Genomic DNA, 12,306 nt, shown 5'->3' with positions numbered 1-12,306 from the left:
GCGGCAGGTTGATACCTGCCACATCCCGCCGGGCGGGCAGACCGCTTCTGAAGTGGAACCTGTCTTAAAGCTCGTCCAGGCGTGTCAATGTCAGCGCCGCGTGCTCACGCAACGCCGTCTGCGCGTCCTCGGGCATGTCCCGCCAGCGTTGGTACACCATGGCCAGGCGCCGGTTGTCCTTGAGCTGCGGTTGATGACGCGCAAAGAAGTCCCAGTACAGCGCGTTGAACGGACAGGCGCGCTCGCCCGTCTTCTGTTTCCTGTCGTACGAGCATCCACGGCAGTAATCGCTCATCCGGTCGATGTATGACGCACTGCCGGCATAGGGTTTCGTGCCCAGCAGACCACCGTCGGCAAACTGGCTCATGCCAACCGTGTTGGGTAGTTCGACCCATTCGAACGCATCGATGTACACGCCCAGATACCAGCGGTGCACTTCGGCAGGGTCCAGACCGGCCAACAGTGCGAAGTTGCCGATGACCATCAGGCGTTGGATATGGTGCGCGTAGGCGTTGTCCAGCGAGTTGCCGATGGCGTCGCGCATGCAACGCATGGTGGTCTTTCCGGTCCAGAACCACGTCGGCAGCGGGCGTGTGTGCGCCAAGGCGTTGCGCGTCTCGTAACCCGGCATGTGCGCCCAATACACGCCACGCACATATTCGCGCCATCCCAGGATCTGCCGGATGAAGCCCTCGACCGCTGCCAAGGGCGCGCGCCCCGTTTCGTAGGCGGTCTGCGCCTGCCGCACCAGCTCGTCCGGGTGCAGCATCTTGGTGCACTTCCATCAGCACAAACACGACATTCTGGTCTGTCCGGGCGAACCAGCTTGCAACGGGTTCAGCTGGTCGCCGAGACTCAGGCGCAGGGTGTGCGCCCTCGCGCGCTCGGATGTCATGGCGCGCGGTTTTGCATCAGGAGGCCGGTTCAAGTGGCGGCTGTTCGCGATCCTGGCTGACCCAGATGAATGCGTCGGTGTCCAGGCCCAACGCCTTGGCGCGGCGCAGGATGTCGTCGCGCGTATCGCGGCCCAGCGTCTTGTCACGCGCGAGAATCCAGGCGTAGCTGCGATCCGGGCCGACGACCAGGGCCCAGCGGTAATCCGGGTCCAATGCGGCCACATGGTAGCCGCCATAGAAGGGGCCGAAGAACGACACTTTCAGCGATGCCACCGACGGGTCACCCGTGAAGCGGGCTCGCCCCTGCGCCGAACGCCAATCGCCTTGCGAACCCTTGGCCGGGTCGAACCCGCGGTTGATGACGCGCACGGTGCCGTCGTCTTGCAGCGTGTAGTGGGCGGTGACGTCTGTCATGCCGCGTTCGAAGCTGTGGTCCAGCCGCGCGATTTCGAACCAGCGTCCTTCATAACGATGCACGTCGAAGGAGCCTACGGGTGTCACGCCTTTGGGCGGCGTCGTCGCGGCACAGCCATACAACGTCAAACCCAACAGTCCCAAGGCCAGCCACGGGGCGACGCGCCGCAACGGGTGGATGAAACGACGACCGGCTTCTGCATGGCGCATGAAAAACCTCCGCTGAATTTGAATCTCGGAAATTATATTTGCGGGGGTCTGCGCTCTTGGTTCCAGTTCGGAAAGAAAGGAAACAATTCATGGGCTTCGGGCCGGCTTCAGGTCCCGTGCCTGGGCCGGCGCCGATTCAGGCGGGCCGGCGCTACATCACCTTTACCGCGCGGCCGATGAACTGGATCGGACCGGTCGGCTTGCCGGTGGGCGACCCGGTGGCCGGTTCCAGCGTCAGCTCAAACAACTGATTCGGTTCCAGCGGCGGCAGCTTGTCCAGCGGGATGCGCACCGGCTCGCCCGGTTTGATCAGGCCCAGCGAGACCGGACCGGCCCAGCCGTCGGCCTTGGTCCAGAATTCCAGCGCACGATCGGCCGGCACCTGCATGGCCGCGATCGGCACCAGTTGCACGTCGCGCTGACCGGCACTGGCCTGCACGACCCAGCCCGGCGTTTGCGACTGGGGCGCGACCAGCACCACCATGTACTGCACGGGACCCGGCGCGGGCGCGGGCCGCAGCGCCAGCGTGCCGGCCAGCACCAGGGCGGCAGCCAGGCCGCTGGCGGCCGCACCGCGCCAGAAGAACAGGCTGTCCCACCAACCCGGGCGCGCCGGCTGCGCGGCTTGCGGGGCCGCGCGTTGACGATTCAGCGTATCCGCGATGCGAGGCCACAGGCCTGGCGAGGGCTCGATCGGCTCGGCCAGGCTGCTGAGCGGCAGCAGGCGTTCTTCCCAGCGGTCGACGGCGGCGCGCAGCGCGGCATCGTGCGGCAGGCGGGCGTTGACGTCGCGCCGGCGTGCGGAGGACAAGGTGCCCAGCACGTATTCGCCGGCCAGTTCATCCAGGTTGTCGGGGGAAAGGGACGGGGCGCTCATGCCAGGCATTCCTTCAGCGCTTTCAGGCTGCGCTTGATCCAGGCTTTGACGGTGCCCAGCGGCGCGCCCAGGCGCTGCGCGATTTCACTGTGCGACAGGCCTTCCACGTAGGCATGCAGCACGCAGTTGCGGCGCACGGGTTCCAGTTGTTCGAGGCACGGGCCGATGCGGCCGGCGCTGTCGCGCCAGTCGAAGGTGTCGCGCGTGTCGTGCCAGGCATCCATTGCGTCGCGAGCATCCAGCGCGGCGGCGGTGTCGTCGTCGACGGCAGTTTCGTGGCGGCCGTCGCGCACGGCGTTCAGCGCCAGGTTGCGCGCGACGCTGTAGATCCAGCCGCGGGCCGAACCGCGCGTGGCGTCGAAGCTGCCAGCCCGGTTCCAGATATTGACGAAGGCGTCGTGCACGATGTCTTCGGCCCGGGCGCGGTCACGCACGATGCGCTGCGCGACGCCCAGCAGACGGGGGCCTTCGTGGCGGTACAGGGCCTCCAGCGCCGAGCGGCGTCCCGCGGCGCACTGCTCGAGGGCCGCGGTGTAATCGAAGTCCGGATCAGGTCGGTTCGGCATGCGCGCAGAGCAGGAAGGGGTGGGCACGGACCGGGCTGACAAGCCCCGGGCGGCGGCGGATCCAGGCATGTTACCGGAGTCCCGTTGCCGCCAGGGGGGTGCCTGCCCGGTGTCAGTTGGCCTTCCAGAAGATGTAGTCGGCCTGGTAAGACACCTGGCTGCGTTCGCCGGCCTTCGTGCAAGGCGTCTGCGGCGCCACGCCGCCCTTGAGCGCCGTGCGCTGGATATACGTGACGCCGGTCAGGGCGCCGGCGCCCATGGCGGGGTTGGCCTTGACCAGTTGATAGGGCAGGTTGCCCGCGCCTGCCGGCGCCACGGCGACCTGCGTGCCGGTCAGCTTGGAGCCGTCCGCGGCTTCCCAGGTGGCGGGCGGGCCATAGTAGGTGCCGACCTGTTTGCCCTGGCGGTCTTTCAGCACCGCCTTCGGACCGGCGAACACCCATTCCATCTGGTCCTTGGCGTCGGCCTTGGCGCGGCATTCATAGGTGATGTCGCCCGTGCCCACGGTTTCCCATGCCACTTTGTGGCCGGCGGGCACCTGAACAGAAGCGGGCAGGGCGTCTTGCGAGGCGGCCAGCGCCGGGGAGGTGTGCAGCATGCCGCAAGCGGCCAGCATTGCGGCCGCGAAAAGGCCGTTGGCGGGGGTGTGGCGAGTCATCATGAGCGGTCTCCTGCGCAGTAAAACGCTGCGGATACGGCGCACGGAATGCGCGCCGTTGCAGGTACTACACGCGGGAGCCGCAGTTGGATGCAGGCCGCGGAAAATATTTCGCGGCCTGGACTTGCCTGTATCATCCGCTGCAAGACATCCATCCCCCGAGCGCCGTTTTGTCGTCGCGCGGCCTGAATGCCAGTGACCTCGGATAGCCGCCATGCCCGATCCGCTTCGTCTGCAGGCTTTGATACAGGAGTGCGCTCGCGGCCAGGAGTCCGCGCTGGCGGAACTCTATCGTCAGACTTCCCCGCATCTGTTCGCGCTCGCGGTACGTATATTGCGGCGAAGCGACTGGGCAGAGGAAGTCCTCCAGGACAGCTTCATCAATATCTGGCGCAATGCCGCCCGCTATTCATCGGAGCAGAGCCAAGTCATGACCTGGATGACGCGCATCGTGCGCAACCGTTGCATCGACATGCTCCGCCGACCGGACCTGGAACGCCCAGATGCCGACGGCGCATTGACGCAGGCCTGGGCCGATGACGCGCCCGGCCCGTTCGAACGCTTGCAACGCGACCAGGACGGCCAGCGTCTGGCGGACTGCCTGAAACAGCTCGAAGGTCAGCAACGCGCGGCCATCGCGCTGTCCTTTTTCGACGACCTCAGCCACAGCGAGATCGCCCGCCGCCTCGAGGCCCCGCTGGGCACGATCAAGAGCTGGGTGCGGCGCGGCATGGACCGGCTCAAGAGGTGTCTGTCATGAACTACACCAATCCTCAACTGCGCGAGCGGCTTGCCGCGGACTACGTGGCCGGCGCCATGCGCGGGGGCGCACGCCGCCGCTTCGAGGGCTTGATGGCCGCCGACGCCAACCTGCGCCGCCAGGTGCGCGAATGGGAAGACGACATCTACCCCCTGTTGTGGTCGCTGCCGGCCCGGGTGCCGCCGCGCCGCGTGTGGCGCGCCATCGAATCGCGCCTGAAGCCGGGGGGCGGCCGTGGCTGGCAGGGCCTGGCATTCTGGCGCGTGGTCAGCGGCGCGCTGGCGGCCCTGCTGGTGGCAGGGGTGGCGATCTACCCGATGCAGGTTGACCGCGCCGCGCGCACGCAGCTGATGGCGGTGCTGCAAAGCCCCGAGGCGCAGGCCATGCTGGTGGTGCGCGCCGACGAGCGCGGCGGCCTGCACGTGCATGCCTTGCAGGATCTGGCCTCGCGCGCCGACGGCAAGGCCCTGGAGCTCTGGGTGATTCCGCCGGGACAGGCGCCGATATCCGTCGGGGTGGTGGCCCCCGATGGCCAGACGGCGCTGCCGCGCGCCCAAGGCCTGGAAGGCGGGCAGACCCTGGCCATCACGCTCGAACCGCCGGGCGGGTCGCCGTCGGGCAAGCCCACCGGCCCGGTCATCATGAAGGGCGACGTGCTCAAGATCTGAGCCGCTTCTTGAGCGGGGCCGCGCGCTTGCCGCGGCCCGCGCCGCACCAGGGTTTTCACCTACGCATCCGATGCTGTGCCGGGACCGTATATCCCCCTACGTTTCCCACAGGACAGCATGATGCGCTCCATTCTTACCGGCTGGACCGCTTCGATGCGGCGCTGGGTCGATACGCAGGCGCAGGACGCGCCGGGCGGCGATCCCGATCGCATCGACTGGACCCGCGCCTTGCCTTTCGCCTTGCTGCACGCCGGCTGCCTGGGTGTGCTGTGGACCGGTGTCTCGCCGGTTGCGGTGGCGCTGGCGGGGGCGCTCTACGCGGTACGGATGTTCGCTCTGACCGGCTTCTATCACCGCTATTTCTCGCATCGCACATTCCGCACGTCGCGGGGCATGCAGTGGGTGTTCGCCGTGCTGGGAGCATCGTGCGCGCAGCGCGGTCCGCTGTGGTGGGCGGCCCACCATCGGCACCATCATCGCCATGCCGACGATGCGCATGACCTGCATTCTCCGCGCCATCACGGCTTCTGGTGGAGCCACATGGGCTGGTTCCTGACACGCCGCGCCTTCGCCACCGACCTTGCGCGCGTGCCGGATCTGCGCGGCTTCCCCGAACTGCGCTGGCTCGACCGCTTTGACGCCGCGGTGCCGCTGGCGCTGGCGGTGGGGTGCTACGGATTGGGGGCGCTGTTGGCGCGCGTGGCGCCCGGCCTGGGCACGGACGGGCCGCAGATGCTGGTGTGGGGCTTCTTCATTTCCACCGTGGCCCTGTTCCACGCCACCGTCACCATCAACTCGCTGGCGCACCGCTACGGCAAGCGGCGCTATGACACCACCGATGACAGCCGCAACAACGTGTGGCTTGCGCTGCTGACGTTCGGTGAGGGCTGGCATAACAACCATCACTTCTATCCGGGATCGGCGCGTCAGGGTTTTCGTCCGCGCGAGATCGACATCACCTGGTACGGCCTGCGCCTGCTGGCCGCCACCGGCCTCATCTGGGACCTGAAGGCCGTGCCGGATTGGGCGCTGGCCGCTGCCAAGGAGTGAGCATGCGCATCGCCATCATCGGTTCGGGCATCGCGGGACTGGTCTGCGCCTGGAAGCTGGGCCGCGACCACGATGTCACGCTGTACGAGGCCAACGACTATCTGGGCGGGCATACGCATACGCACAGGGTCGAACAGGGCGGCCGGCGCTATGCGGTCGATAGCGGATTCATCGTCCACAACCCGCTCAATTACCCGCATTTCACGGCGCTGCTGGAGGAGTTGGGCGTGGCGTCGCAGCCCACCACCATGAGCTTTTCGGTGCACAAGGAAGCGGACGGTCTTGCCTATAACGCCGCCTCGCTGGACACGCTGTTCTGCCAGCGGCGAAACCTGCTGTCGCCGCGATTCCTGGGCATGGTGCGCGACCTGATCCGCTTCTACCGCGAGGCGCCCGCGCTGCTGCGCGCGCCGGAGCCGGGCCCTACGCTGGGCGAATACCTGGCGCAACACCGTTACGGTGAGGCGTTTCGCACCGACCATCTGATTCCGATGGCGTCGGCGCTGTGGTCATCGCCGGCCTCGCGCATCCTGGCGTTTCCGGCGCGATACCTGGTGCGGTTCATGGCGAACCACCAGATGCTGCGCCTGAGCGGCCGGCCGCAGTGGCGCGTGGTGCAGGGCGGATCGCGCCGCTATATCGACGCCATGCGCCGGCAATGGGCGGTGCGCGAGCGGCTGAACTGCGCCGTGCGCGCCGTCCGGCGCCTGCCGGGCGGCGTGCAGGTCATGACGCCCGATGGCCAGGACCACCATGACGAAGTGATCTTCGCCTGCCACAGCGATCAGGCGCTGGCGCTGCTGGCCGACCCGACGCCGCAGGAACGCGAGGTCCTCGGCGCCATCGCCTACCAGGACAACGATGTGGTGTTGCACACCGACGCGCGCCTGTTGCCGCATCAGCGCAAGGCCTGGGCCGCCTGGAACGCCTACGTGCCGGCCGATCCGGACGCGCCGTGTTCTGTCAGCTATTGCATGAACCTGCTGCAGGGCATCAGGTCGCCGCAGCCCTTCGTCGTGACGTTGAATCGCAGCGATGCCATCGATCCGGACACGGTGCTGGCGCGCATGCGCTATCACCACCCCGTGTACACCCACGAAGCCGTGGCCGCGCAGTCGCGCCGCGCGGAGATATCGGGGCGCCGGCGCAGTTGGTACGCCGGCGCCTATTGGGGCTGGGGCTTTCATGAAGACGGCGTGGCGAGCGCGCTGGACGTGGTGCGCGGCATCCAGGAACAGCCGCGGGTGCGGGAGAGGGAGGCGGCATGATCCACCAGAGCGCCGTCTACGAAGGCCGGGTGACTCACCGGCGCCACCATCCGCACGCGCATGGCTTCGGCTACCGCATGGCGCAGCTTTACCTGGACCTGGATGAGATCGACCGCGTGTTTCAGGATCGCTGGCTGTGGTCGGTAGAGCGCCCCAATCTGGCGCAGTGGCGCAGGGCAGATTATCTCGACGCCGGCGAAGGCCTGCCGCTGGCGCAGGCGGTTCGGCAACGCCTGCGGGCGCATCTGGGAGACATGCCGGACGGGCCCATCCGACTGCTGGCGCACCCCCGCTACGCCGGCTACGTCTTCAATCCGGTGAGCTTCTATTACTGCTTTGACGCGGATGGCCAGACGCTGGCGGCCATCGTGGCCGAGATCACCAATACGCCGTGGAAGCAGCGCCATTGCGTGGTGCTGCCGGCCACCGCCGCCGAGCGCGAGGGCGACGCGCTGGCCTGGCGCTTCGACAAGCGCTTCCACGTATCGCCATTCCTGCCGATGGATTGCGCCTATGACTGGCGCTTCAACCTGCCCGCCGACGACCTGCGGGTGCACATGCGGGTCAGCCGGGCAGGCGTGGCGCAGTTTGACGCGCGCTTGGATCTGCAGCGCCGCGCCTTAGATGGCGCGGGGCTGGCGCGCCTGCTGTGGCGCTACCCGTTGATGACGCTGCAAGTCGTCGGCGCCATTCATTGGCAGGCGCTGCGTCTGTGGCTCAAGCGCAATCCCGTCTACGACCATCCCCGCACGCCCAACGGAGAACCGCGATGAAACCCATGACGCCCTCGGAACATGCCTCGGTCGCGGCCAGCCGTCGCGCCAGTCCGCTGGAGCGGCTGTTGCGCCAGCGCCTGTTTGCCAGTCTGGCGGCACTGGACCATGGCCGGCTGCTGATCGAAGACGGGCTGGGCAGCGTCACGCTGGGCCGCGGCGAGCCGTGCGTGCGCCTGACGGTCAGTGACCTGGGCTTTTACCGGCTGGTGGCGGCGCAAGGCAGCATTGGCGCGGGCGAGGCCTACGGCGACGGCCTGTGGCGCTGCGACGACCTGGTCGGACTGGTGCGCCTGCTGGTGCGCAACCGCGACACGCTGGACGCCATGGAGTCGGGGCTGGCGCGGCTGGCGGGATGGGCGCTGCGTCGCTGGCATGCCGGCAACCGCAATACCCGCGACGGCAGCCGCCGCAACATCGCCGCCCACTACGACCTGGGCAATCCGTTCTTTGCGTTGTTCTTGTCCGACGACCTGATGTATTCGTCCGCGCTGTGGGCTGACGGCGATGACACGCTGGAGGCGGCGTCCCATCGCAAGCTGGAGACGATCTGCCGCAAGTTGGCGCTGCGTTCCTCGGATCGCGTGGTGGAGATCGGCAGCGGCTGGGGCGGCTTGGCCATCCACGCGGCGCGTCATTACGGCTGCCACGTCACCACCGCCACGCTCTCGCGCGAGCAGCATGACCTGGCGGTCGAGTGGGTGCGCGCCGCCGGCCTGCAGGACCGCGTCAGCGTCGTGCTGCGGGACTATCGCGATCTGCAAGGCCAGTACGACAAGGTGGTGTCGGTGGAGATGATCGAAGCCGTTGGCGCGAATTTCCTGGAAGCCTATTTCGCCAAGGTGGCCAGTCTGCTCAGCCCGCGTGGCCGCGCGCTGATTCAAGCCATCACCATCGAGGACCACCGCTATGCGCAGGCGCTGGCCTCGGTGGATTTCATCAAGCGCCACATATTCCCGGGCAGCTTCATTCCGTCCATCGATGCCATGCTGCGCGCCAAGACCCGCGCCTGCGATCTGGCGTTGGTGCACCTGGAGGATTTCGGTCTGTCGTACGCGCGCACGCTGCAAGTCTGGCGCGAACGCTTCCTGGCGCGGCAACCCGAGGTGCGGGCGCAAGGCTTCGACGCACGCTTCAGCCGCTTGTGGGAGTTCTACCTGGCGTACTGCGAAGGCGGCTTTCGCGAACGCTCCATCGGCGTTGCGCACCTGCTGCTGACGCATCCGCAGGCGCGCCCTGAGGGCGAGCGCTGGGTGCGGGAGGCGCCATGACGGTCTGGCAACAATGGTTCTGCATTGCGCTGGGCATGATTGGCGCCATGACGTTGGCTTGGCGCTGGCAGCGCCGCCGCGCCAACGCCGGCATCGTCGACGTGGTGTGGGCGCTGGGCATGGGCGCGGCGGCATTGCTGATCGCCGCCACTGGCGCGGGCAGTCTTGCCGCCAGGCTCGCGCTGGCGTTGATGGCTGGGGTGTGGTCGTTGCGGTTGGCTTGGCATCTGTGGCGGCGCGTGCGCGCAGGCGAGGACGGCCGCTATCGTGCGCTGCGCGAGCATTGGCAAGGTCACCAGGGCAAGTTCTTCGGCCTGTTCATGTTCCAGGCCGGACTGGTGATGCTGTTCTGCCTGCCCTTCCTGGCGGCGGGCGCCAGCCCGGCGCAGGGCTGGCCCGTGGCGCTGGCCCTGCTGATCTGGCTGGCCGCCCTGTCGGGCGAGGTGATTGCCGACCGCCAGCTCGACCACTTCCGCGACAACCCCACTCACCGCGGCCTGACCTGCCGGGTCGGCCTGTGGCGCTATTCGCGGCACCCTAACTACTTCTTCGAGTGGTGCCATTGGTTCGCCTACGTCGCCTTGGCCTGGGGATCGCCGCTTGCATGGTTGTCGTGGCTGGGGCCGGTGCTGATGTATGTATTTCTGCGCTGGATCAGCGGCATTCCGTTCACCGAGCAACAGGCGCTGCGCACGCGCGGCGACGACTATCGCGACTACCAACGCCGCACGCCGGCGTTCTTTCCCTGGTTCCCGAAATCCTGACGAGGTATGCCATGACGACCGCGACGCTGCACGACACTCCGTTGCCCACCGACCGCCCCGCGCCCGGTCTGCTCGGCCTGGCCGAGCGCGGCCTGCTGCCCGATGGGTTCGTGCGCCTGGGCATGCGGCGCCTCTGCGCCGAGCGTCTGGCGCAGGAATACGCCGGTGGCATCGAGGCCTGGACCGAGCGCGACCGCCAGCTTATCGCCGGCCTGCGCACCAGCGCCGTCGCCATCCACACCGATGCCGCGAACGCCCAGCACTACGAATTGCCGACCGCGTTCTTTCAGCTTTGCCTGGGCGCGCGCATGAAATATTCAAGTTGCCTTTACCCGACGGGCAGCGAAACGCTGGACCAGGCCGAAACCGCCATGCTGCGCTTGTATGGCGAGCGCGCCGAGCTGGCTGACGGCCAGGACATCCTGGAGCTAGGTTGCGGCTGGGGGTCGCTGACGCTGTGGATGGCCGAGCGCTTTCCCAACGCACGCATCACCGCGGTGTCGAACTCGGCCACCCAGCGCCAGCACATCGAGGCGCGCTGCCGGGAGCGCGGCTGGTCGCACGTGCGCGTCGTGACCTGCGATGTCAACGTGCTGGCGCTGCCTGCCGCCGCCTTCGACCGCTGCGTTTCGGTGGAAATGTTCGAGCACATGCGCAACTACCAGGATCTGATGGCACGCATTGCGCAGTGGCTGCGGCCCGGCGGCAAGTTGTTCGTGCACATCTTCGCGCACCGCGAGCGCGCCTATCCGTTCGAGACCGACGGCGCCGGCAACTGGATGGGTCGGCACTTTTTTACTGGCGGCATCATGCCGTCGGCGCAGACGTTGCTGCACTTCCAGCAAGACCTGCGACTTGAGGAGCGCTGGTTTCTCGACGGGACGCATTACGCCCGCACCGCCAACCACTGGCTAGCCAACCAGGACGCGCGCCGGGAAACGGCGCGGGCGGCGTTGGCAGACGCTTACGGCCCGTCCTTGGCCCGCTTGTGGCACCAGCGCTGGCGCATGTTCTGGATGGCCTGCGCCGAGCTCTTTGGCTATGACGACGGCCAGCAGTGGGGCGTGGCGCACTACCGCTACACGCGGCCTTGAGGAGAACCATCATGTTGCGAAACCTGTGTATTGGCGTGACGGCCCTGCTGGCCGGCTGCGCGTCGCCGCCGCCCATGCCGCCGGTGGCTCACGTGGACCTGAACCGTTTCATGGGCGACTGGTATGTAATCGCCCACATTCCCAGTTGGCCCGAGCGCAACGCGTACGACGCCGTGGAAAGCTATCGGCTGCTGCCGGACGGCCGCGTGCAGACGGATTTCCGCTACCGCGATGGCAGCTTCGAGGCGCCCATCGACACCATGCACCCGGTGGCCACCGTGCGGCCCGGCACCGGCAATGCGGTGTGGGGCATGCAGTTCATCTGGCCCATCAAGGCCGAGTACGTCATCGCCTATCTGGACGAGTCGTACCAGATCACCATCGTTGGCCGCTCCAAGCGCGATTACGTCTGGATCATGGCCCGGGCGCCGTGCCTGGACGATGCGGTCTATGCCGATCTGCTGAGCAAGGTGACGGCGTTGGGTTACACGGAAGCGCCGCGCAAGGTGCCGCAGCGTTGCGAGCGGTGATGGGGACGGGCAGTCGCGGCCGCCTTCCCGCCTGCGCTATCCTTCGCTCCATTGCCCATGTCGTGGCGAATAGGAACGAAGACAATGAGACGCGTGGCGCTGATCTGCATGCTGTCTGCCTCGGTGGCAAGCCAGGCGCAGGAAGTCCGGACCTGGCATTTTTCCGGCGCCGACCTGGTCGCCGCCATGGAAGGAAAAATGCCGTCGGAGATTCGCGATGCCTCGCTGGGCCGCCAGTTCTCGTCGGCGTATGCGCAGGCCTATGTGAGCGGGATCGCCGATCAAACGCAAGGAACGCTCTGGTGCACCCGAACGGGCGTGCTGCCGCATGAGTTGAAGGACAGGGTGCACAGCTATCTGACTGCGTTGCCACACAGCCGCCTGAAAACGAACGCCGGACCGCTGGTTGGGGAGGCGCTGGCGCGTTCGTTTCCTTGCCGTTAAGGCCACCGTTGTTGGCGCGCACCAATGCATTGGCGCCGCCCCGGCAGCATCCTGACCGAAGTG

The 12,306-nt window shown here is 67.4% G+C and carries 14 protein-coding genes and 1 pseudogene; 10 read left to right on the top strand and 5 right to left on the bottom strand.

The window, feature by feature from the left end; genetic code table 11:
- Positions 1 to 64: 64 nt before the first annotated feature.
- The 5 genes and pseudogenes from AB3147_RS23450 to AB3147_RS23430 all read right to left on the bottom strand — a co-directional run.
- Positions 65 to 772, bottom strand: a pseudogene (locus AB3147_RS23450) (cryptochrome/photolyase family protein); the annotation flags it as partial.
- Positions 773 to 911: 139 nt separating this feature from the next.
- A complete protein-coding gene (locus AB3147_RS23445) occupies positions 912 to 1,520 on the bottom strand; it encodes a lipocalin family protein (RefSeq protein WP_367353117.1) in 609 nt (202 codons plus the stop codon).
- Positions 1,521 to 1,671: 151 nt separating this feature from the next.
- Entirely contained in the window at positions 1,672 to 2,397 is a 726-nt protein-coding gene (locus tag AB3147_RS23440) for an anti-sigma factor (protein ID WP_367353116.1), read from the bottom strand.
- Positions 2,394 to 2,963: a sigma-70 family RNA polymerase sigma factor gene (locus AB3147_RS23435; protein ID WP_367353115.1), complete on the bottom strand. Its 570-nt coding sequence runs from the start codon at positions 2,961 to 2,963 to the stop codon at positions 2,394 to 2,396. The genes AB3147_RS23440 and AB3147_RS23435 overlap by 4 nt, the downstream gene beginning before the upstream one ends.
- A 112-nt stretch (positions 2,964 to 3,075) precedes the next feature.
- Positions 3,076 to 3,621, bottom strand: a complete 546-nt coding sequence (locus AB3147_RS23430) for a DUF3455 domain-containing protein (RefSeq protein ID WP_370633012.1) — start codon at positions 3,619 to 3,621, stop codon at positions 3,076 to 3,078.
- 214 nt (positions 3,622 to 3,835) lie between these two features.
- On the opposite strand from AB3147_RS23430, the gene AB3147_RS23425 reads away from it, so the two are divergent.
- From AB3147_RS23425 to AB3147_RS23380, 10 genes are all read left to right on the top strand, one after another.
- Entirely contained in the window at positions 3,836 to 4,381 is a 546-nt protein-coding gene (locus AB3147_RS23425; protein WP_175122623.1) for an RNA polymerase sigma factor, read from the top strand.
- Positions 4,378 to 5,049 carry an anti-sigma factor gene (locus AB3147_RS23420; protein WP_343737262.1) on the top strand — a complete coding sequence of 224 codons (672 nt, stop codon included), beginning with the start codon at positions 4,378 to 4,380 and terminating at the stop codon, positions 5,047 to 5,049. Before AB3147_RS23425 ends, AB3147_RS23420 begins: the two co-directional genes overlap by 4 nt.
- 117 nt (positions 5,050 to 5,166) lie before the next feature.
- Positions 5,167 to 6,099 (top strand): acyl-CoA desaturase, encoded by a 933-nt coding sequence (locus AB3147_RS23415; protein WP_367353114.1) that lies wholly within the window; start codon positions 5,167 to 5,169, stop codon positions 6,097 to 6,099.
- A gap of 2 nt (positions 6,100 to 6,101) precedes the next feature.
- Positions 6,102 to 7,367 carry an NAD(P)/FAD-dependent oxidoreductase gene (locus AB3147_RS23410; RefSeq protein ID WP_367353113.1) on the top strand — a complete coding sequence of 422 codons (1,266 nt, stop codon included), beginning with the start codon at positions 6,102 to 6,104 and terminating at the stop codon, positions 7,365 to 7,367.
- Positions 7,364 to 8,140: a DUF1365 domain-containing protein gene (locus AB3147_RS23405; RefSeq protein ID WP_367353112.1), complete on the top strand. Its 777-nt coding sequence runs from the start codon at positions 7,364 to 7,366 to the stop codon at positions 8,138 to 8,140. The genes AB3147_RS23410 and AB3147_RS23405 overlap by 4 nt, the downstream gene beginning before the upstream one ends.
- Positions 8,137 to 9,411 carry a class I SAM-dependent methyltransferase gene (locus AB3147_RS23400; RefSeq protein WP_367353111.1) on the top strand — a complete coding sequence of 425 codons (1,275 nt, stop codon included), beginning with the start codon at positions 8,137 to 8,139 and terminating at the stop codon, positions 9,409 to 9,411. The genes AB3147_RS23405 and AB3147_RS23400 overlap by 4 nt, the downstream gene beginning before the upstream one ends.
- Positions 9,408 to 10,175, top strand: coding sequence for a DUF1295 domain-containing protein (locus AB3147_RS23395; RefSeq protein ID WP_367353110.1), 768 nt, complete (start codon positions 9,408 to 9,410; stop codon positions 10,173 to 10,175). The genes AB3147_RS23400 and AB3147_RS23395 overlap by 4 nt, the downstream gene beginning before the upstream one ends.
- 11 nt (positions 10,176 to 10,186) lie before the next feature.
- Complete coding sequence (locus AB3147_RS23390; protein WP_367353109.1) at positions 10,187 to 11,269, top strand: SAM-dependent methyltransferase; 1,083 nt, start codon at positions 10,187 to 10,189, stop codon at positions 11,267 to 11,269.
- A gap of 11 nt (positions 11,270 to 11,280) precedes the next feature.
- Positions 11,281 to 11,799: a lipocalin family protein gene (locus tag AB3147_RS23385; RefSeq protein WP_367353108.1), complete on the top strand. Its 519-nt coding sequence runs from the start codon at positions 11,281 to 11,283 to the stop codon at positions 11,797 to 11,799.
- Positions 11,800 to 11,883: 84 nt separating this feature from the next.
- Positions 11,884 to 12,243: a Rap1a/Tai family immunity protein gene (locus tag AB3147_RS23380; protein ID WP_367353107.1), complete on the top strand. Its 360-nt coding sequence runs from the start codon at positions 11,884 to 11,886 to the stop codon at positions 12,241 to 12,243.
- The last annotated feature ends 63 nt before the right edge of the window (positions 12,244 to 12,306 follow it).

This window comes from Achromobacter animicus (genome assembly GCF_040775605.1).
Classification (GTDB): domain Bacteria; phylum Pseudomonadota; class Gammaproteobacteria; order Burkholderiales; family Burkholderiaceae_B; genus Achromobacter; species Achromobacter animicus.
This window is presented reverse-complemented; position numbering and strand designations above follow the sequence as displayed.